Genomic DNA, 20,244 nt, shown 5'->3' on the forward strand with positions numbered 1-20,244 from the left:
CCCCTCGGCACCGGGGTAGCGTGCTGGTATGACGCCCATCAGGACCCTGATCATTCTCGGCGCGACCGGCGACCTCACCTCCCGTCTGCTCCTGCCGGGGCTGGGCACGCTGCTCAGCTCGCAGCCGGAGCTGCGGATCGACGTCGTCGGCTCCTCGCGCGAACCCGCGGACGGGTGGGAGCGGGTGGTGGCGGAGGCCTTCGACGCCGTCGGCGCCTCCGGGCCCGCCGCCGCGCACACCCGGGAGACGGCCCTCTACGTGGCGGGTGACGTCACCGACGCCGGGGACCTCGCCGGCCTGCTCGACGACGCGGAGGGCCCGGTCTGCCTGTACTTCGCCCTGCCGCCGGCCGTCACCGCACGGGCCTGCGAGGTGATGGCCGGGATGGATCTGCCGGACGACCTGGTGCTCGCCCTGGAGAAGCCGATCGGCTCCGACACGGAGACCGCTCGGGAGCTGAACCGTCTCGTGGGCCGGCTCGTGCCCGAGGAGCGCACCTTCCGGGTGGACCACTTCCTGGGCATGCCGGCGGTGCTCAACTTCGTGGGGCTGCGCTTCGCCAACCGGCTGCTGGAGCCGCTGATGAGCAGGGAGCACGTGGAGTCCGTCGAGATCGTGTTCGACGAGACCCTGGGCCTGGAGGGACGCGCGGGGTTCTACGACTCCACGGGGGCGCTGCGGGACATGGTCCAGTCCCACCTGCTGCAGGTGATGGCCCTGGTCATGATGGAGCCGCCGTCCTCCTTCGACCAGGTGGAGATCCCCACGCTGACCAGCCACGTGCTGCGGGCCGCGAAGCCCTGGCGGGGCGACCCCGCCCGGGCCGCGGTCCGCGGCCGATACACGGCGGGCACCGTGGACGGCCGGGAGCTGCCCGACTACACGGCCGAGGAGGGGGTGGACCCGAGCCGCGGCACGGAGACGTTCGCCCAGGTCGTCCTCGAGGTCGACACCTGGCGCTGGAACGGCGTGCCGGTCACCCTGCGCTCGGGCAAGGCCGTGGGCAACCCGCGCCAGGAGATCGCCATCACGTTCCGCCGCCCGCCGCACGACTACGAGCAGCTGCCCCGCTCCGGGGACGTCGCCCCGAACGTGCTGCGCATGGGTCTCGAGGAGGAGCAGCTGTCCCTGGAACTGAACGTGGGCGGGCCCTTCGACTCCCGTGGGATGACGCGGGTGACGCTCTCCTCGGGGATGGCCCGGCCGGGCCTGACGGCCTACGGCAGCGTGCTGCGCGGCATCCTCGAGGGCGACCACACCTTCAGTGTCCGCGGGGACGCGGCGGAGCAGGGCTGGCGGATCGTCGACGAGGTGCTGGCCGCCTTCGAGGACGGCCGCGTGCCGTTGCTCGACTACCCCGCCGGCAGCTCCGGGCCGGTCTGAGCGCGCCGGCCCGGAGCTCACCGCCGGGGGCTCCGGTCACCGGGCCGGTGGCCGGAGACGACCGTCCGGGGCCCGGCCCCCTGCCCGGAACCCGCCGCCGCGGGTGTTCGCCTGGTCACAGGGCCTGCCCGGCACCGGCCACCGCGGGCATCTGCATGATTCCCGGGCCTCCGCCCGGTCGTGGCTGCTGCGGGCATCCGATGGCTGAACCCCTGTCCGGAACTCGGCCACCGCTCACAGGTCGCCGATGGCGGAGCCGAGCAGGCGGACCGGCTCGAAGGCCTCGGCGTTGGTGTTCTTCGCCTGGGCGCCGCGGAAGGCGGCCATGCCCCGCACCCGCCCCGGGGTCATGTACGGCTTGCCGGCCTGGTCCCGGTGGGAGAGCACGGCCTCGACCTTGACGTCCACGTAGCCGTCGATGTCCACGAACACCGACGGGTCGAAGTCGCGGGTCACCGAGGGGGACTCGAAGCACAGGATCGAGTGGTGGGCCCGCGCGGCGCGCAGGGTGGCCTGGTGCACCGCGTAGTGGTCCTGGTGCTGGTCGTGGGCCGAGTGGGTGAAGATCACATCGGGCTGGAACTCGTTGATCGCGGCCTCGATCGCGCGCACCAGCTCGTTGGTCACCGTCTCCAGCTTGGTGTCCGGGAAGTCGTGCACCCGCAGCCCCGACAGCCCGAGGAACGAGGCCCCGCGCTGGGCCTCGGCCGGGCGCAGGCCCGCATTGCCGCCGACCTCCCCGGAGCTCATCACCAGGCCGCGGACCTCGTGGCCGGTGTCGACCAGCTTGGCCAGGGTCGCCCCGCAGGCCAGCTCGAGGTCGTCGGGGTGGGCGCCCACGGCCAGCACCCGGCGGCGCTGCACCACGGTGGCCGCCGGAATCCGCCGCTCGGCGATGGCGAAGCCGAAGACACCGGTGGCGACCAGCGTCGAGACCGCGATCGCGTCGCAGACCAGCGTCACGGGCATGACCGTGGAGCACCACAGGTTCAGTGCCAGCAGCACCGAGTAGACGATGACGATCGACCGGCGCAGCCCCCTGGCACCGACGATGAAACGCTTGTGGCGCTTGTAGTTCGCGTCCGGCAGCACGTATGCGAGGACGACGGCACTCAGCAGAGCGCCCACGACGGATGGCAGCATGTTTCCCCCCAGAAATCATCAGCGCGACCCGGGCACTCCGTCGCGCCCGGGCCGTCGACGCCACCGGCCCCCCGACCGGTTCGGCGTCCACCCGACGACGGTGGTGACCGGTGCGTCGGGTACCGATCAGTTTGCATGAGGAAACACACTTTTGCATCAGCTAACAGCGCTTTCCGGGACCCCAAAACTGTCCACAACCGCGACATGAGGGGCCGGTCCTCCCGGTGCGAGCAATTCGGGCCGGCCCGCAGGTGCTTTCCCCCGGCCGTCCGCGGGGACCGCCCACTTTTATCGTCAGCCTGCTTTCCTATTCACCTGTTTCGTGTGAGACTGGGCGAACACGGCTCGACGAGCTCACCCACGATGGTGACCACCACAGGAAAGAGGTATTTCCATGATCAGCACGATCCAGAACCTTGGTGTCCGCAGCGAGCACGCCTATGCGGCAGGCTTTGCGTCCATCGGCCTGTCCGTCCTGTCCTGGGCGGCCAGCCTCGGCAAGAGCAAGTCCAAGCCGCAGGCCGACCGGTGGGGCCTGTTCGTGGGCGAGTGGACGCCGACCTTCTTCGCGATCGGCGTCGCGCTGAAGCTCGAGGAGACCTCCTCCAAGAAGTAGTTCCTCTCCCGGCGCGGCACAAGGCCCGCGTCCTGCAGGAGCACCGACGGCCCCCACCGAGCGAGGTGGGGGCCGTCGTCGTGTCCGCGGGGTGGAGTCAGCCGTCGATCCGCGGGAGGTCCTTGACCGCGGGGCCCTCCAGCAGCGCGCCGTCGGCGGCGAAGCGGGAGCCGTGCAGCGGGCAGTCCCAGGACCGCTCGGCGTCGTTCCAGCGCAGCACGCCACCGAGGTGGGTGCACACCCCGGAGATCCGGCAGGTCGTCCCGTCGACCGTGGACACGGCCACGGGCCGCCCGCGCTCACGGCCGACGACGCCGGCCCCCTCCGCCGGCGCCTCCGCGGGCAGTTCCTTCAGCTCGGCCTTGAGCCAGTCCTTCGGGGCGTTGAAGCCCACGCTCGCGTTGAACTTCAGGGCGGTGAGCACGTCCGACGGCGAGGTCGTCCGCCGGCCCAAGGTCTGCGCCCACGGGACGTTCCCGCCGAGGATCTCGCTGCTGAGGGCGATCGAAGCGGCGACGGCGTTGCTCATCCCCCACTTGTTGTAGCCCGTGGCCAGGTAGATGTTGCCGCCACCGCGCGGCAGGGCGCCGATGAACGGGACGACGTTGATCGACTCGTAGTCCTGAGCAGCCCACGCGTGGGTGCGCTCGGCGCCGGGGAAGTGCCGCTGGGTCCACTCCTCGAGGTCGTCCACCGCCGCCTGCGGAGAGGCGGAACGTCCCACCACGTGGTCGTTGCCGCCCACGAGCAGCAGCTCCTGGCCGTCGATCGGCACGGTGCGCAGCGTGCGGGTGGGGCTGTCCGCGGTGATGTACATGCCCTCCGGGATCGACCCCGGCGCGCCCGGGACCCGGTAGGTCAGGGCGTAGGACCGGTTCGGGGAGACCTTCGCGAAGTACGCGCCGCGGTCCAGGACCGGGATGCCGGTGGCGAGCACGAGCCGGTCGGCCCGGACCGAGCCCTCCGAGGTGCGCACCGTCAGGGGCGACCGGAGTCCCGCGCCCGTGATCCGGACGCCCTCCACGAGCGTGCCGCCGCGCTCCCGCAGCTCGGCGACGAGGGCGCCGAGCACCTCCATGGGGTGGAACTGGATCTGGTCCGGCAGCGTGATCGCCCCCGAGACCTTGTAGGGCAGGCCGGTGTCGCTGGTCCAGTTCACGTGCAGGTCCGCCGCACGGGCGGCTTCGAGCTCCTTGCGGAGCTGCGCGGCGCCCTGCGACGTCGTGGCGTAGGTGTAGGCGGCCCGGCGCTGGAAGGGGACGCCGCGCTCCTCGAGATAGCGGACCAGCCAGGACTGGCCCTCCCGATTGCCCTCCACGTAGGCGCGGAGCACCTCGTCGGACTGGTGCCGTCGGATCTGGGAGAGCGTGGTGCCCTGCAGCAGGGACAGCTTGGCCGTGGTGTTGCCCGTGGTCACGGCGCCCACGGAGCGTGCCTCGAGGACGGCGACGCGCTGACCCGCACGGGCCAGCAGGACCGCGGTGGTCAGTCCCGTCAGCCCGGCACCGGCGACAACGGTGTCGTAGTGCGCGCCGGGGACGAACTGGTCCGACGCCGCGGACGGCACCTCGTACGTGTCGAGCCATACGGATTTCATGGGGTTGCTCCCTCGTGGTCGGTGCGGGTCGGCGGACGGGGCGCCGCGCGGAGTGGCCGGCCCCGGTCGGCGCGGCACCCGTGAAGAGGCCGCGCGGACGGCACGGCCGTTCTCGCGGGCGGTCATGGTGCCATCCTGTCCGCCCCGGAGTGGTAAGTCCACTGTCGGAGGGGGTCCCTAGACTCGGCGGCATGCCCCCGGATCCGTCACTGGTCGACATCACCCGCATCTACTACGAACCGGCGGCGGCCGAGCTGCCCCGCGGCCGGGAAGTGCTCGAGCGGTGGCCGGACGCCACCCTGGTGGAGGTCCCCAGCCACTGGCAGATCCCGGAGCTGCACGGGGACGAGACCAACGTGCGGCGGTGGGTGCGGATCAAGCGCGAGGCGCTGGTCCTGGGCGTGAAGAAGTCGCTGGCGGCCCGGCCCAACGGCCGGTCGGCGGACTTCATCGCGCCGTCCACGGCCAACGGGTGCGCCATGGCCTGCGCCTACTGCTACGTGCCCCGTCGCAAGGGGTACAGCAACCCGGTGACGGTCTTCGCCAACATCGAGCAGATCAGCGGATACCTCGACCGGCACATCCGCCGCCAGGGTGTGAAGCCGGAGCCCAACCAGTGCGATCCGGCCGCGTGGGTCTACGACCTGGGAGAGAACAGCGACTGCTCGGCGGACGCGCTGTTCAGCGACAACGTGCACGACCTCGTGGACCTCTTCCGCGGCCACCCCACGGCGAAGGCCTCCTTCGCCACGAAGTACGTGAACCGCGAGCTGCTGGACTGGGACCCGCAGGGGCGCACCCGGGTGCGGTTCTCGCTGATGCCGGAGCGTCTGGCCAAGCTCACGGACATCCGCACGACCCCCGTGCCCGAACGGATCGCGGCGATCGACGACTTCGTGGCGGCCGGGTACGAGGTGCACGTGAACTTCTCCCCGGTGATCGTCACGGACACCTGGCTGGAGGACTGGGCCGAGCTCTTCGACCAGCTCGATGCCGGTCTGGGCGCGGCGGCCAAGGAGCAGCTCGCCGCGGAGGTCATCTTCCTGACCCACAACGCCCAGCTGCACGAGGTCAACACGCAGTGGCACCCCAAGGCCGAGGAGGTGCTGTGGCGCCCGGACCTCCAGGAGGCGAAACGGTCACAGAACGGGGCGCTGAACGTGCGCTATCGGTTCCGGGACAAACAGCGCTACCTGGAGCAGTTCCTCGACCTGCTGCACCACAGGCTGCCGTACTGCGAGGTCCGCTACGCGTTCTGAGCGGCGCGGACCGGGCTCATGGCGCCGGGGAGCGCCCCGGCGCCAGACGACCCGGCGTCAGGCGACCCGGGGGTCGTAGCCGTCCGAGGGCCGGGAGACCGTGGTCAGCAGGAACACCGAGTCCTCCAGGGCCTCCACGGAGTGCCGCGAGTCGGTGAGGGACAGCAGGTCCCCGGGACTGAGCTCCTCGGCGAGCTGGCCGCGCTTGAGCACCCGGATCCGGCCGCGCAGCAGCTGAAGTGTCGCGGCCGGTGGAGCCACGTGCTCAGCGAGCTCCCGGCCGGCGCACAGCGCCATGACCGTCTGGCGCAGGACGCCGTCGTGGACCACCAGTTCCGTGCTGCGCCCGCTGCCGGCCGCGCGGGCCTTCGCCAGGTTGGTGCCGACAAGGTCGTCGAGGCGGGGCATGGGTCCTCCTGGTGGGACGGCGGCCGGGCGTGGTCAGAGCAGAGCGCCCTCGAGGCGCAGCAGGTATTCCTTGCGTGCCATGCCTCCGGCGTAGCCGGTGAGCCGGCCGTTGGCGCCGATGATCCGGTGGCAGGGGACGAGCAGGCTGACGGGATTGCGGCCGTTCGCCGCACCCACCGCCTGGGCCGCCCTGGGTGCGCCGATCGTGCGGGCGAGCTGTCCGTAGGTGCCGGTCGTCCCGTACGGGACCTGCGCGAGGGCGTTCCACACCCGCACCTGGAAGGGGGTGCCGTGGAGCACGACGTCGGCGTCGAACTCCTGGAGCCGGCCGGCGAAGTAGGCGTCCAGCTGTTCGCGGACGTGCGGCAGCACGTCGTCGTCCCGGGCACCGAAGGAGTCCGGGACGGGTCCCTGTCGCGCCCCCTCGACGGACAGTGCCGCAAGCGCGCCGTCCTCCTCGACGAGAGCCAGCGGGCCGATGGGTGACTCCACCAGGGCATGGCGGCGGGTCGTCGAGGCAGAAGATGCCGGGCTCAGTCTCAGTCCCATGGCGCAATTCTATGTCGGGCGCAGCTGCTCTCGTGGCTGGCGGGCGAGGCTGTAGGACGGTTCCCGCAGGCGGCAGGTCCAGTCGTAGTTCTCGGCGCCCGCGGGGACGTTGAGCAGAGGGTCGAAGCGCTCGTCGTCCCCGAACGGCACGCCCGGCGAAAGCTCCACGGTGGCGAAGCGGCGCCACGGGCCGAGAGGGGTGGCCCAGGACAGGCTGAGGCGCCATGGCTCGGCCGCGACGGAGGCCCGGAACAGGTCGGGGCGAGCAGCAAGCTGCCCCGCACGGGGCTCGGGGTGCGCGGCCAGCAGAACCGGGCCGTTCAGGCCGAGGTAGGGCATGAAGGACGTGAACGGGCTCTCCGGGACGTACCGGTGGAGGGTCGGCGCGAACCGGGAGAGCCGCCCGCTGCCGGCGGTGGCGAGAAGGATGTCGGCGCGGCCGTCGCTGCGGCCGTCGATCTGGCCGGAGGGTGGCACCGGGCAGCGCAGGGCGAGGCCCAGGATGTCGGGCCACCCGTGCGGGAAGCCGGCGGAGCGGGAGAAGCGGGCCCGCACGGGGTCCTCGCCGGCCTCGTCGATCCAGCGGATGCCACTGGACCCGCCGCCGGTGCGGGTCAGGACGCCCTCGAGTCCGACGCCTTCGGAGTGGATGGGCCGTTGCGGCCGGAACTGCTTGAGCAGGACGAACGGAACGCGGAGTGCGGAACCGAGCAGAGCACTGATGGGGGCGGTCGTCATGGGCACACGGTACCCGTGGTGAGAGACCAGGTGGTCAGCGGAGACGGAGGCGGATCGGTCCGCGAGCCGACCGACCGTCGACCACGCGGCCCTGCTGGGTGATCTCCACGAGCCCGTCGTCGGCCAGCCGGTACGCCTCCTGGCGCACGTCCTCCATCAGGTCCCGCCAGCCGACGGGGGCCAGGACCCGGGCCGCCTCGGAGGGGCAGACGGTCTTGTCCGCGCCGCGACGGCGCACCAGATCGAGCAGCACCGAGCGCATCTCGGCGGGCGACGGGGTGGTCACGTGCGGATCCTCTCCCTGTGGGACAGGTCATCGTATCGGCCCGGCCGCTCTGTGGGACAGGTCATGGTATCGGTCCGGCCCCTCTGTGGGGCCGATCAACGGGTGGGGCCGGACTTCATGTGGGACCCGGCCTCGTGTGGGCCGAACTTCGTGTGGGACCCGACCTCGTGTGGGGCCCGGCCTTGTTCAGAACGGTGGCCGGTCATCGGCGACGGAGAATCGCGGACCAGGCCGGGTCGCGAGCTGCGGTCCGCCGGCCGGGGCCGGGCCCCGGTACTCCTGGGGATACGTCCGGTGTACCTGTCCGGCGGGAGAGGTCCACTCCAGCACACCACGCTGGTCCAGAGGCCCCGACCTCTCGGCCGCACTGAGATCGGGGTCCGGGCGCTCGAGGTCCGAAGATCCCCGGCCCACGTGCTCCACCCGCCATCGCCCCAGCGGCCCCTTCCGGTGCTTGACCAGATGGTGGTGGCGGCACAGATGGGCGAGGTTGTCCGCCGCGGTCCGGCCGCCGTCGGCCCAGGCCACCGTGTGGTCGAGGTCGCAGCGCGCTGCCCGCCTCCGGCATCCCGGGAAGCGACAGGTGCCGTCCCGGGCCCGCAGCCGGTGCTTCAGGTCCGCCGGAACGGCATAGGTGGTGCGGTCCCGATCCAGCACCGTGCCTGTGACGGGACAGGTCAGGATCCGGGACCAGGACGGCGCCCGGGCTGCGATGCGCTCCACCATGCCCACCGGAACGGGCCCGTAGCCCTCCAGCTCGGCGCAACCGGTGGCGCCGGCGAGCACGTCGGCCATCTCCCCGTTGCCGGTGAGCACTTCGGCGACATGTCCAGCGCCGGTGCGCTGCTCCGCGCCCTTCCTGGCCTCGGTGTACTGATCGGAGAAGTTCCTGGCGCCGGCGATCCCACCCGCGCCGGTCCCGGCACGCCGACCGGACTCGTTCTCAGCGCCGGCGAGCCCGCCCCCGTCCTTCCCGGCCCCGGGGAGCCGATCGGCGAGGGCGCCGGGGGGGAGGGACAGCACCGGTACCGTCACCGTCACGTGCCCGCGGATCCCCCGCAGATGCTCCGGCAGGTCCGCCGGCTCACCGTCCAGCAGGAGATCCGCCAGCACGTCCGCCCGTACCTGGGGCAGGGTGCGCCGGGGCGGCACGCCCTCACCGGCCTCGGGCGACGCCCATTCCGCGGCATCGGAACCCTGCGGCAGAACGTCCCGCGACGAGCATTCCCGCGGCGGGAACTCCTGAAGTGCGGAGCCCGGGATTGGGGAACCCTGCGACGGCACGGAGTGCGAGCCGTGGGCCAGCGTCTCGATGCGGTCCTGGATGGCATGGGCGGTGGCGGCGTCGAGCAGGGCGCACAGCTGCGCCATGCCGTCGTCCCGAGGCTCGACCCACACGCGCCTGTTGCGGCGCGCCAGCCGGTGGCGCTGCTCCTCGGTCTCCCGGAGCAGGCCGGCCCTGCGCCGGCGTGCCAGAGCGCGCAGCTGGGCGACGGTGGCGTTCGGCGCTCGGTCCAACAGCTCGTCGGCAATCCGTCCGACGGCCTCGACCGGCGCCCGCAGCTCGGCCGGGCCGTCGGCGGCATCGATCACGAGCTCCCGCCACAGCTCGACGATCACGCCCGTCTGCCGGACTCCCACGACGCCGTGCTCGAGGGCCTCGAGCACGGCGGGCAACGACTCCCCGAGCAGCACAGCGTCCTCGACCCGGCGCAGCGCGGTGCCCGCCGGCAGGCGCAGGGCCGGACCGATCTCATCGGCCACGTCCCGAAGCGTCTGCTCCTCGGGCTCGAGCGAGTGCGGACCGAGCCGATCCGCCGCCGCGGGCATCCAGTGCACCTCGACGGCCCAGCGCTGCTCCCGGGCCTCCTCCTGCAGCTGCCACAGACGGTGGATCAGCCGGAACTGGCGCCCCGCCGCACGGGCCTCGGCACGGGATTCCTCGACCAGTTCCTGCACGCCCTCGGAGAACTCCCGGCCGATCTCGGCCAGGTCCGTCTCCTCGCGGAGAGCGTCCTCCAGGCTCCGCTGCCGGGCGGCGGTGATGGTCATGTCTCATGGTCCCAGGCGGCTCGGACAGCCTAAGAGGTGCCACCGGCGAGCGGGTGCCTCGGCCGGAGGAGATGCCGCACATCGGCGGGACGGCACCGCACGCACGAGGTGCTGGAGGGCGACGCTGACATCCGGCCGGAGCAACGCCTGTTCCGATCAGCCGGGGGAACGCCTCGGTGCTGACCGGACGCGCGGCTCCGCGCGGCGCTCGTGCCACAGGCGCCCCGCCAGAACGGCCTGCCACAGGAAGTAGGCGCTGAAGGCGATGCGCTCGTCCAGGCCGATGAAGGGCGTCGGTTCCCCGGCAGCGACGTCGGGTGCGTACGACAGGGCCAGGGCGTTGAACATGATCACGGTCGCCAGACACACCCATGAGAAGACGCGGAACCCTCGTACGAAGGCCGCCGCACCGAAGCCCATCGACCCGGCCCAGGCCAGGATGCCCACCATGGCCAGGGCCAAGTGGGCGGCCAGGCCGGCCTCTCCGAACAGCGCCCACAGCGGGGCTGTCGAGCCCGCGACGACCTGCAGGGCACCGACCACGCGCAGCACCCACCGGTCCCCCGCCGATCGCCACACACCGATCCCGAAGGCGATGACCAGCACGTTGTAGACGATGCCCTCCCACGGGTCCAGCACCGGCTTCGACGGGGCGCCGGTCAGATGCAGCTCGCTGATGGCGTCGGCGATGCGGCTGTAGCCCTCCCACCGCAGGGCGGCGGCCTCGTGCCACAGGACGTAGACGAGTCCCGAGAGCGGCCCGCAGGCGAGCAGCAGCTTGTCACCGGTCGTCGGTGGGCCCGGAGCCGTACCGCGGCGCCGGCCCAGCGACGAGCGGGTGTGGTGCACGGCCATCACGCCTCCCCCGCACAGCGGTCCAGCACCGGCAGCGCTCTGCTCCCAGGCTAGGGAGCGACAGGAGACGGGACCACGACGGTGACAGGACGGCAACGCAATCTTTGTGGCCCCATGACCGATCCCCACCTGCAGCGGCCTACGGTGGCCGGCACGGGGCGTTCTTCCGTGCGCCCCGGCGGAGCCGGGAAGGACGAGGACACGAAGTGCGCACGCCACCGAGCCGCCGGCAGGTCACCGCTGCCCGCACCGCCGGCGCCGCCCGCTGGAACGTGGTGCGCAAGGCGCTGCTGGCCGCCGGCCCTCTGTCCTCGGCCCTGTACGTGATCGCCACCGATGTGGTCGGCGCCGCTCGGTGGGACCACTACCACCGCGCGCAGCGGATGGTCAGTGACCTCTTCGCCGTCGGCTCCCCGGCGCGTCCCGTGCTCAACGACCTGATGAAGGCCTACACGGCGCTGACGGTCGCCTTCGGGGCGGGCGTGTGGGCCTCGGCGGGCACCCAGCGGGCTCTGCGCGTCTCCGGGGGGATGCTGGCCGGCTACGGCGTGTCCAACATCGTGGCCGGCTTCTTCCCGTTGGAGCTCGACGACGACGCCTCGGTGCCGATGCACGTGGTCGTCACGAACGCGCAGCTGGTCCTGATGCTCGGGGCCATGGGCTCCGCTGCGGCGGGGCTCCACGGCCGGCTGCGAGGATACTGCATCGCGTCGCTGATCACGTCGGTGGCCATGGGGGCGGGGGCGTTCGCCGCTGCCCCGCGCGGGCCGTCCCTGGTGCTGGGGGTCGGGGAGCGGATCAGCATCGGCGCGTTCCTGCTGTGGACGGCCGTACTCGCCGTCGCCCTGTGGCGCTCGCCCGGTGCTGGGAACAGGTCCGGGGGCACGCCCTACGTCACCGGGTGAGAGCGCCGCGGCGGCACCGGCCCGTCACAGAGCCGGCGCCGCGGCCGGCTCAGGCCTCCGCGAACGGGTAGTCGGTGTAGCCCTCGGCGCCCTGGGAATAGAAGGTCCGCGGGTTCGGCACGTTCTCGGCGAGGCCCTCGGCCCACCGGCGGGCCAGATCGGGGTTGGCGATCGCGGGACGGCCGACGACGACGCCGTCCGCCACGTCCTCCTCGAGCAGCCGGACACCCTCCTCACGGCTGGTGGGGGTCCCGAAGCCGCTGTTGGCGAGGAACACCCCGCCGAAGGCGCGGCGCAGCCCCTGCACCAGCTCGCCCTCGGGCTCACGGTGCAGGACCGAGAGGTAGGCCAGGCCCAGGTCGGCCAGGCCGGTCACCAGAGCGGTGTAGGTGGCCACGACGTCCTCGTGCTCGAGCTCCCAGGCGTCCTGGATGTTGTGCTCCGGGGAGATCCGCAGGCCGACCCGCTCCGCGCCGATCTCGTCGACCACGGCACGGACCACCTCGAGCACGAAGCGCGCACGGTTCTCGGGGGTGCCACCGTACTCGTCGGTGCGCTGGTTGGCGCCCGGGGCGAGGAACTCGTGCAGCAGGTAGCCGTTGGCGCCGTGGAGCTCCACGCCGTCCAGCCCCGCCTCGACCGCGTTGCGGGCCGCCCGCACGAAGGAGTCGACCACGCCGGGCAGCTCCTCGGTGGTCAGGGCGTGCGGCACGGGCAGCGCGGACTTGCCGCGGTAGGTGTGGATCTCGCCATCGATGGCGACCGCGCTGGGCGCGACCGGCTGGGCGCCGCCGTTGAGGTCCGGGTGGGAGACCCGGCCGGCGTGCATGACCTGCATGAAGATCCGCCCGTCGGCGGCGTGCACGCTGTCGGCCACGCGCCGCCAGCCCTCGACCTGCTCGGGGGTCTGGATGCCGGGCTGGAAGGCGAAGCCCTGCCCGACCACGTCGGGGTAGGTGCCCTCGGTGACGATGAGGCCCATCGAGGCGCGCTGGGTGTAGTGCTCCACGTTGAGCTCGCCGGGGACGCCGTCGCGGCCGGAGCGCATCCGGGTCAGCGGCGCCATGACGAGACGGTTCGGCAGCCGCAGGGAACCGAGATCGAGCGGGGTGGTCAGGGAGGACTTCGGCACAGGGGAACCTTTCATCAGGGAACTGCTTCTTGCCGTGTCAACGGGATCGGAGGCCCAGATATTTTCGCCTCCGGTGTCTCCTCCCTCACATTCCCGGTGGGGGCCCGCCGTCAGGGCCGGGCCCCGGCAGGGCGCGGCGCCGCGGACACGTCCTACCCCGCGCGCGAGCGGCCGTAGCCGCGCGGGGTGGCGCCCAGGACCGAGCGGAACTCCCGGGTGAGATGGGCCTGGTCCGCGAAACCGAGCTCCGCGGCGAGCATCCCCAGGTCCGTGTCCGGGTCCGCGCGCATCCGTTCGGCGGCCTCCTGGAGCCGACGACGGCGCAGCAGCAGCTGCGGCGGCATCCCCACGAACCGGGCCGCGAGCCGTTGCAGCGAGCGCACGGACACGTGCAGCTCCCGCGCCAGAGCGCCCGGGCTCCGCGCCCCGGTGCCCGACTCGACCAGCTCCACCAGCCGGTTGGCCAGGACGCCGTCCCGCGCGGTCGCCGAGGGCAGTCCCGCCGCCCGGGCGCGGACGTGGTCCACGAGCAGCGCCGCGGCGCGCTCCCGCCGGGCGGCGGCGTCCCGGCCGGGGACGGCTCCGGCCATCGACTCCGCCACGGCGCGGTGCAGTCCCGGCGCCTCGAGCGGCACCGACCCGTCGAGCAGACCGGCCGGGCGCTCCGTGAACAGCAGGACCCCCGCCGGGCGCAGCAGCGCGCCGACCGCCCAGCCCTGCCCGGTCAGCACCCGGGTGGACGCGCGGGTCGTGGGCCCGTGCAGCGCCACACCCTCGGGTTCGACCACCACGTTGCTCGCCGGATAGCCCAGCACCAGCTGCTCGACGCGTTCCCCCGCCGGCAGGTTCCACTCGGGGATCCACAGCTGCCGGACGAGGTGGACGACGTCGTCGGGCGCGGGAAGGCGCGTCACCGTGGCGTGCGGTCCCGGGGTGAGGTGGCCCCGCGTGGTGGGCGGCTCGCTCATGACCCGAGCGTAGCCACCGCTCCTTCTCGGATGTCGGGAATCTTCAAGACCGCGCCGGACCCGCGTCCTAGGCTCGCGGCATGAGCACAGAACAGAGCGTCCGCGGCGTCACCGGGGCGCACACGACCGACGGCACTCCGCACGGTTTCACGTCCCTCACCCCGTTCCTCGCCGTGGTGGACGCCGCCGCGGCGATCGACTTCTGCACCCGCGTCTTCGGGGCCGTCCTCGTCGACCGCACCGACATGCCCGGCCCGGACGGGACGCCCGTGGTGGTGCACGCGACGCTGGACCTCGGCAACGGTCGCCTCCAGCTCGGCGAGGTGAATCCCGGCTTCCACCTCGTCCCGCCGCCGGGCGGCGACGACGCGTGCTACTCGTTGGGCCTCTACGTCCCGGACGTCGACGACGTGGTGGCGCGCGCCGTCGCGGCCGGCGCCACGGTGCGCGAACCCGTCAGCGCGTTCGTCTCGGGGGACCGGTACGGCAGCATCCGCGACCCGTTCGGCATCCGCTGGTCGATCATGACGCGGGTCGAGGACCTCTCGGACGAGGAGAGCAGCGCCCGCGTGGCCGAGTGGGCGGCGTCCTTCGGCCAGGAGTGAACCCGGCGTCCGCCGGCCCCGGGCACACCGTGCTCAGGCCGGGACGAAGAGCTCCAGGGCGATGTTGTCCGGGTCGCGGAACTCCAGGATGTGGCCCACCCCGATGTCCTTGATCCCGTGGTGAGCGACCCCCAGGCCCTCCAGTACGACGACCGCGTCCTCCAGCTCGGTCCTGGACGCCACAGTGAAGCACAGGTGGTCCAGACCCACCCGGTCCTCGTCGTAGCGGTCCGCCCCGGGAGCCACCGGGCGCAGCCCCAGCAGGCCCCCGCCGAACTTGTAGATGACGCCGCCGAACAGGAAGGACAGCTGCTCCCTGGTCTGCTGGTCGGCATCGGAGGGAGGTGCCTCGAAGGCCGTCTCGAAGCCGAACACGGCGTCATAGAAGGCGCGGGAACGATCGATGTCGGTGACCGTGAGGCGGACGTGGGCGTAGTCGGAGGCGTTGATGGGCACAGTGTTCTCCTGTGTCGTGCGGGTCGTGCTCCGGACGGGCGTGCACCTCGGGCAACATCGCCCGGGGCCAGGACTCGCACTCTACGGGGCCCCTCGCTCCGGGGCGAGGGTCGCCGAGCCCTCCCGCTGGGCACCGGGTCCGGATCCCGTGCGCGGACTCCTCAGCACCGCGCACGGGACCCGGTGTCCGGGACGCATCACCGGCCGCCGGCCCTCCAGCCCGCGCCCGGCGACCACCAGCACTCCCTGGTGTCCCGGGGGAACCCCGCAGGACCCAGACAACCACCACGGGCTGAAGCGCACCTGAAGCGGGACGTCACGAGTTCCCCGCCGCGCCGCGGCTCAGCCCCGCAGCCGCAGCAGCGCCCTCGTCGTCGCGTCCCCGTACCCACCGCCGAACCGCACGGCGTGCACCAGCAGCGGGGGCAGCTGGTACCACGGCACCCGGTCCTCCCAGCCCGGGGCGAGCGGGTGCTGCGCGTGGTAGGCGGCCAGGCACTCCTCGCCGAAGCCGCCGAAGAGCAGCATCATCGCGATGTCGACCTCCCGGTGCCCCCAGTACGCCGACGGGTCGATCAGCCAGTTCCGTCCCTCGGCGTCCACGAGCCGGTTGCCGGCCCAGAGGTCGCCGTGCACGAGCGTCGGCGGCCCGTCGGGCCCGGCGAGCTCGCGGGCCCGCGGCGCGAGCTCCTCCAGGAGGTCCGCGGCACGCGGGTCGATCCGGCCGGACGCGACCGCGTCCTGCATCAGCGGCCGGATCCGCCGCTCGAGCAGGAACTCCGCCCAGTCCTGCGTCGGGGACAGGTCCACCTCGAAGGAGCCGATCCGACCGGGCAGCTCCGGGGCCAGCGCGCCGAAGGCCGGTCCCTGGACGCGGTGCAGGTCCGCCAGCCCCCGCCCGAAGGCCTCCTCGGTCCCGGGCCGGCGGGGGCCGGCGGACTCCTCGATCCACTCGAGGACGATGCCGTCCTCCGTCCAGCGCACCACCTCCGGCACCCCGAGGGACTCCGGTGCGTGCTCGCGCAGGGCCTGCAGCCCGGCGACCTCCACGGCCATCATCCCGGCGGGCGGGTCCGCCATCGTCTTGGCGAACAGGGGGCCGCGGGTCGTCTCGAGGCGGAACGCGGCGGCGGTGTCACCGCCGCCGAGCGGGCGGGCGCGGCGGACGCCGAGGCCGTCGATGAGGGCAGGGGGCAGGTCCGGGGAGGTCATGCCTCCCGTTCTACTGCATGCTCGGCCGCACGGCGCAGCAGTGGTGCCCGGAGGCGGTGCACACGCTGTCGAACCGGAGCGTCCGGACCTGCCTCACTGCTCGCCGCCGGCCTCGCACTGGTCGGCGCAGTCGCGCAGCCGCTCCAGGAGCTCCCGGGCCACCGGATCCTCGTCGAACTCGCCCACCACGAGGCGTCGCACCCCGGAGTCCTCCTGGATCTCGATGACGTAGGTCTGCTGGTCGGCCGCGCCCTCCGGGATCGTCGGGTCGGCCGACGACAGCCGGTGCGTGCAGACGGTGTCGAAGAGACCGAGCAGCTCCTCGCGCCGGGCCGGGGGCAGGGCTTCCGTCTCGAAGGACCGCTCCGCGACCAGACCGGGGAAGTATGCGATGCCGCCTTCCACGTGGTACCGCACTCTGGCCATGGCGGGCACCGTCCCTTCCTCGGACGCGGATGGTCCGGGCGCCTCCGCGCAGAGGGCCGACGAGCCCGGGCCGGATCACTTCCCGAGTGTACTCGCGGCGCCCTGCCGGGTCAGGTGCCAGCACCCGTCCGCCCCCGTGAAGGTGGACATGGCACCGGTGGCGGCGTCACCGGCCAGGGTGCCCGCGTACTGGGCCGGACCGTCGTCGAAGCTGAGCAGCAGCGTGCCGTCCTGCTGATGCCACCTGCCCGCGAGATCACCGCTGAAGGAGCCGTCCTCGTGGAACGCCAACGTCGCTCGTGCGTAGGAACCCGTGCAGCCCCAGCTGTAGTGCAGCACCCACACGTCCGCGACCGGTTCCGCGGCGGGTGCGATCTCCACCGCGATGCCGACCTGCTGCCAGGCGTCCTCCACCACCGCCCGCTCGGCGGGTCCGTGCAGCGCGGCGGCGTGCTTGATCGTGAGCCGCGCGAAGTCCTGGAAGCGGGCGACCCGGCGCAGGCGCCGCAGCTCGAGGTCCCGCATCGCGGCGTACCAGATGCGACCGGCCTTCTCCCAGGTGTATCCGCCCAGCCCGGTCGCCACCAGGTAGAAGGCCCGGTTGGGGATGCCGGAGTTGATGTGCACGCCGCCGTTGTCGCTGAGCGTCTCCACGAAGCGGGACATGTGGTCCGGCTGGGGGTCCTTGCCGAGCACGGCGTCGTCGAACGCCGTTCCGGGGGCCTTCATCGAGCGCAGGCCGACGCCGTTGACGGCGCTCGTGAACAGCCCGGCCCCGATCACCCAGTCCGCCTCCGCGGCGGTCTGCCGGGGCACTGCGACGTACTGCTTGATCATGGCCCCGATGACGTCGGAGAAGTGCTCGTTGAGCGCCCCGGCCTGGTGCATGTACAGGAGGTCGGACTCGTGCGTGGTGACACCGTGGCCCAGCTCGTGGCCGATGACGTCCACCGCGGCCGTGAAGCGGTTGAAGTACTGGCCGTCCCCGTCGCCGAAGATCATCTGCCGCCCGTCCCAGGCCGCGTTGTTGTACCTCTCCCGGTAGTGGACCGTGGCGAGCAGCGGCATGCCGGCGTCGTCGAGCGAGTGCCGCCCGAAGACCTCCCGCAGCAGGTCGACCGTGGCACCCAGCCCGTCGTACGCCTCGTCGACGGCGAGGTCGCCGGTGGGCGGCTCCCCCTCCGAGCGCACCGGGGTGCCCGGCAGTTCGCCGGTGTTGCGGGCCGTGTGGACCGTGCGCCTCGTGTGGGCCGCCGCCCGCGCCACGACGCCGCCCGCGGTCAGGTCGGTGATCAGCCGCTCGGCCCGGACGGTCGTGTCCACGGACAGGGCGGCCAGGGCGATCCTGCGGGTCCGCTCGTCGCCGTGCTCGGCCATGTGCTCGTGCACGAACGGCGGAATGACCCCGCAGATGGCCCCGTGTGCGTGCTGCATGGTGCTCTCCTCCCGACGCTCGCGCATCAGATCCGGTTTCCCGCGGCGTCCAGCTCGGCGGGTGCGGCCTCGCCGGGCTCGGCCCTGCGGCCGGCGACGTCGGCGGGCTGGTCGGCTCCGCGGTCCGACGGCTCCGCGGAGCCGGCCGCGCCCTGCTCGATCAGGTACCAGCAGCCGTTCAGCGAGCCGTCGAAGGTGGACATGGCGCCCGTGCCCACACGGCCGGTCACCGTTCCGCCGTACTGGGCCGGCCCGTCGGCGAAGCGGAGCAGCAGGGTCCCGTCCAGCTGCCGCCAGGAACCGGAGAAGCCGCCGCCCGAGAAGGTGCCCTCCGCCCGGAAGTCGAAGCTCGTCCGCCCGTAGTTCCCGGTGCAGCCCCAGCTGTAGTGGAGCACCCAGGTACCGGAGATCGCCACCGTCCCACCCCTTTCCTCCTGCGGCACAGGGGTGCTGGAGCGGCTGCCGGTCACTGGACCTCGCCACCCGTGGCACCACTGCTCCGCCGTGGCGGCCCCCGGGCGTCCGTCCGGGGGCCGGTCACCGGTTCGTCGGCGGGGCCGGGAACCGCTGTGCACCGATCGTGCCACTCGGGTCGGACGGCCCAACAGCCGCCGCGCGGGTCAGCAGCCGGCGCCCTGCGGATTCTGCAGGCAGTCGTCCGCGTAGTTGCGCACCGTGGAGCGCCAGACGCTGATCGGGACGGGCGCGCTCGCGACGTCGTTCAACCCGGCCACGGGCAGCCACGGCCCGCCCGCCACGGAGTACTCGCCGTAGAACCAGGTGGTCAGCGTGACGGTGTAGTCCCCGGTCTCGGTAGAGACATGGCTCGTGTCGGTCTGCACGTCCCACGCTCCCTCCTCCAGAGGGGCACCGCTGAGCTCGGTGGGCCCGAGCGTGCTGCCGTCCCCGTAGTCCCAGGCGTACTGCACCGGGACGGCCCGCACCTGCACGGGAAAACCACCTAGTTCGGTCGCGAACTGCTGGCCCTGGGCCTCCGCGTAGACGTTGGTGTGCATGCCCTTCAAGGTGTCCGGCGCCGGCTGGACCGCGCTGGCCGCAGGTGCGACGGCGAGCGTCCTGAAGTCCTGCAGGGTGAAGGTCGGCAGCTCCACGATCTCCTCGTCGCCCTCCGCCTCGGCGGCCGCCACGCACATGGGCTCTCCCCACGGCGTGCTCGGCCCCTCCCCCTGGCGCACGACGACGTTCATGTAGACGCCTTCACCACCCCCGTCCGTGGTGCAGACCCGTTCGGCGAGACAGTCGTCGAGGACTGCGCCCCTCCGGTTGGTGCACGGGTTCTGCAGACCGAACGTCTGCGACTTCGACTGCGCGATCGTGTCCGGGTTGAACGGCCGGTCGATCCCCTGATCGCTCAGGTACTGGCGAAGCGCTTTCTGGAAGGCGGGATCTTCGTCGGGGTCGTAGGCAACTGAAGCTGAGCCGCCTGGCTTATTAGGTGGCAATCGCACATGCTGCTTGACGGGCTCTGATTTAAATTCCGCCTCTAAACGTACTTCATCTCCCACAGCACGAGCAGATGAACGACTAAAGTCAGGAACACCTCGTTGGCCAGCCCTAGAACCCCCAAATCCTCTTGATTGGGCTGAATCGCTTATAGATTGTTCCTGATTCGGTGTAGCTCGTGCGTGTGATTGAGACATAGGGATTGCCAGGAGCGTCAATACGAGGCATAAGATGCTAGGTATCCGCATGGTTCCCCCCAGGAAGATTAGCCGCCGATATGTATACCCACTCTCCTTGCACGTAATCCATATAGATAACATGCGGGTCCCCCGCCCCACTGTCTGGCGGCACATCTAGTGAAACTTGACCGTTTTCGATCAGCTTGGCACCCTCCGTAACACCGGACACGACCGGTTTATAGACGCCATCTGGACCAGACGTAATTGTGGACTCTTTGATTGTTACAGACTCCCGTCCACCAACTGCCCAGGCGTCTGATTGATAGATTTCTTCTAGTAGGTCTAATTGATCGCTGCAAACATCACAGGAATCACTGATGATATCCCGGGCATACGAGGTGTCTCCGGTCTGGTACGCGTACCACATCGCGTCGGACCAGTAGTCGAGGAACGCCTGCGCCCCTTCCCGGGACTCCTCCCGCGCGAGCTCGGGCATGACCGGCTTCGGCACGTTCTGCGCCGGCCCGTCCAGCGAGGCCGGCACGTACTCGGCGGACGCGTCGGCGGAGCTGGAAG

Annotated in this window: 22 protein-coding genes; 5 read left to right on the plus strand and 17 right to left on the minus strand. The window is 71.9% G+C overall.

From position 1 onward, the window contains the following. Positions 1-28 precede the first annotated feature (28 nt). A complete protein-coding gene (locus AYX06_RS10330) occupies positions 29-1,384 on the plus strand; it encodes a glucose-6-phosphate dehydrogenase (RefSeq protein ID WP_062735696.1) in 1,356 nt (451 codons plus the stop codon). A gap of 234 nt (positions 1,385-1,618) precedes the next feature. Here AYX06_RS10330 and AYX06_RS10335 read toward each other — a convergent pair whose 3' ends face one another. Then, entirely contained in the window at positions 1,619-2,527 is a 909-nt protein-coding gene (locus AYX06_RS10335) for a PIG-L deacetylase family protein (protein ID WP_062735697.1), read from the minus strand. A gap of 394 nt (positions 2,528-2,921) precedes the next feature. Here AYX06_RS10335 and AYX06_RS10340 point away from each other — a divergent pair, with 394 nt between their 5' ends. Continuing rightward, positions 2,922-3,143: a hypothetical protein gene (locus AYX06_RS10340; RefSeq protein WP_017831777.1), complete on the plus strand. Its 222-nt coding sequence runs from the start codon at positions 2,922-2,924 to the stop codon at positions 3,141-3,143. 97 nt (positions 3,144-3,240) lie between these two features. Here the strand turns inward: AYX06_RS10340 and AYX06_RS10345 are convergent, their stop codons facing one another. After that, entirely contained in the window at positions 3,241-4,740 is a 1,500-nt protein-coding gene (locus tag AYX06_RS10345; RefSeq protein ID WP_062735698.1) for an FAD-dependent oxidoreductase, read from the minus strand. A gap of 191 nt (positions 4,741-4,931) precedes the next feature. Between AYX06_RS10345 and AYX06_RS10350 the strand changes: the two genes are divergently transcribed. Further along, the gene (locus tag AYX06_RS10350) at positions 4,932-5,999 is read left to right on the plus strand and encodes a spore photoproduct lyase family protein (protein ID WP_062735699.1); all 1,068 of its coding nucleotides are present in this window, start codon (positions 4,932-4,934) and stop codon (positions 5,997-5,999) included. A 57-nt stretch (positions 6,000-6,056) separates the two neighbouring features. On the opposite strand, the gene AYX06_RS10355 is transcribed toward AYX06_RS10350, so the two are convergent. From AYX06_RS10355 to AYX06_RS10380, 6 genes are all read right to left on the minus strand, one after another. Further along, positions 6,057-6,407 (minus strand): cupin domain-containing protein, encoded by a 351-nt coding sequence (locus AYX06_RS10355; RefSeq protein WP_062735700.1) that lies wholly within the window; start codon positions 6,405-6,407, stop codon positions 6,057-6,059. A 33-nt stretch (positions 6,408-6,440) separates the two neighbouring features. Further along, positions 6,441-6,899 carry a methylated-DNA--[protein]-cysteine S-methyltransferase gene (locus AYX06_RS10360; protein WP_269148873.1) on the minus strand — a complete coding sequence of 153 codons (459 nt, stop codon included), beginning with the start codon at positions 6,897-6,899 and terminating at the stop codon, positions 6,441-6,443. A 66-nt stretch (positions 6,900-6,965) separates the two neighbouring features. Beyond that, positions 6,966-7,694: a hypothetical protein gene (locus AYX06_RS10365; RefSeq protein ID WP_062735702.1), complete on the minus strand. Its 729-nt coding sequence runs from the start codon at positions 7,692-7,694 to the stop codon at positions 6,966-6,968. Positions 7,695-7,728: 34 nt separating this feature from the next. After that, on the minus strand, positions 7,729-7,980 hold the full coding sequence (locus AYX06_RS10370) for a DUF3253 domain-containing protein (protein ID WP_222596074.1): 252 nt from the start codon (positions 7,978-7,980) through the stop codon (positions 7,729-7,731). A gap of 186 nt (positions 7,981-8,166) precedes the next feature. Then, positions 8,167-10,032, minus strand: a complete 1,866-nt coding sequence (locus tag AYX06_RS10375; RefSeq protein WP_062735703.1) for an HNH endonuclease signature motif containing protein — start codon at positions 10,030-10,032, stop codon at positions 8,167-8,169. Between the two features lie 156 nt (positions 10,033-10,188). Next, complete coding sequence (locus AYX06_RS10380; protein WP_062735704.1) at positions 10,189-10,887, minus strand: DUF998 domain-containing protein; 699 nt, start codon at positions 10,885-10,887, stop codon at positions 10,189-10,191. Between the two features lie 206 nt (positions 10,888-11,093). Here AYX06_RS10380 and AYX06_RS10385 point away from each other — a divergent pair, with 206 nt between their 5' ends. Next, complete coding sequence (locus AYX06_RS10385; protein WP_062735705.1) at positions 11,094-11,792, plus strand: DUF998 domain-containing protein; 699 nt, start codon at positions 11,094-11,096, stop codon at positions 11,790-11,792. 49 nt (positions 11,793-11,841) lie between these two features. Here AYX06_RS10385 and AYX06_RS10390 read toward each other — a convergent pair whose 3' ends face one another. Together AYX06_RS10390 and AYX06_RS10395 are read right to left on the minus strand one after the other, a co-directional pair. Next, complete coding sequence (locus AYX06_RS10390; RefSeq protein ID WP_062735706.1) at positions 11,842-12,939, minus strand: alkene reductase; 1,098 nt, start codon at positions 12,937-12,939, stop codon at positions 11,842-11,844. 137 nt (positions 12,940-13,076) lie between these two features. Then, positions 13,077-13,892, minus strand: coding sequence for an AraC family transcriptional regulator (locus tag AYX06_RS10395; RefSeq protein ID WP_062735707.1), 816 nt, complete (start codon positions 13,890-13,892; stop codon positions 13,077-13,079). A gap of 80 nt (positions 13,893-13,972) precedes the next feature. Between AYX06_RS10395 and AYX06_RS10400 the strand changes: the two genes are divergently transcribed. Beyond that, positions 13,973-14,497: a VOC family protein gene (locus AYX06_RS10400; protein WP_062735708.1), complete on the plus strand. Its 525-nt coding sequence runs from the start codon at positions 13,973-13,975 to the stop codon at positions 14,495-14,497. A 33-nt stretch (positions 14,498-14,530) separates the two neighbouring features. On the opposite strand, the gene AYX06_RS10405 is transcribed toward AYX06_RS10400, so the two are convergent. The 7 genes from AYX06_RS10405 to AYX06_RS19770 form a co-directional block, all read right to left on the minus strand. Beyond that, a complete protein-coding gene (locus tag AYX06_RS10405; RefSeq protein WP_062735709.1) occupies positions 14,531-14,953 on the minus strand; it encodes a VOC family protein in 423 nt (140 codons plus the stop codon). Between the two features lie 342 nt (positions 14,954-15,295). Then, entirely contained in the window at positions 15,296-16,165 is an 870-nt protein-coding gene (locus AYX06_RS10410) for a fructosamine kinase family protein (RefSeq protein WP_062735710.1), read from the minus strand. A 93-nt stretch (positions 16,166-16,258) separates the two neighbouring features. Beyond that, positions 16,259-16,591: a protealysin inhibitor emfourin gene (locus tag AYX06_RS10415; protein WP_147017569.1), complete on the minus strand. Its 333-nt coding sequence runs from the start codon at positions 16,589-16,591 to the stop codon at positions 16,259-16,261. Between the two features lie 75 nt (positions 16,592-16,666). Further along, positions 16,667-18,025, minus strand: coding sequence for a M4 family metallopeptidase (locus AYX06_RS10420; protein WP_062735712.1), 1,359 nt, complete (start codon positions 18,023-18,025; stop codon positions 16,667-16,669). Positions 18,026-18,051: 26 nt separating this feature from the next. After that, positions 18,052-18,441, minus strand: a complete 390-nt coding sequence (locus tag AYX06_RS10425; protein ID WP_062735713.1) for a hypothetical protein — start codon at positions 18,439-18,441, stop codon at positions 18,052-18,054. A 204-nt stretch (positions 18,442-18,645) separates the two neighbouring features. Next, positions 18,646-19,233, minus strand: coding sequence for a PKD domain-containing protein (locus AYX06_RS19290; protein ID WP_232319287.1), 588 nt, complete (start codon positions 19,231-19,233; stop codon positions 18,646-18,648). Positions 19,234-19,723: 490 nt separating this feature from the next. Next, positions 19,724-20,212: a DUF6318 family protein gene (locus tag AYX06_RS19770; protein WP_147017567.1), complete on the minus strand. Its 489-nt coding sequence runs from the start codon at positions 20,210-20,212 to the stop codon at positions 19,724-19,726. Between the last annotated feature and the right edge of the window lie 32 nt (positions 20,213-20,244).

Source organism: Kocuria turfanensis, from assembly GCF_001580365.1.
GTDB classification, from domain to species: Bacteria; Actinomycetota; Actinomycetes; order Actinomycetales; family Micrococcaceae; genus Kocuria; species Kocuria turfanensis.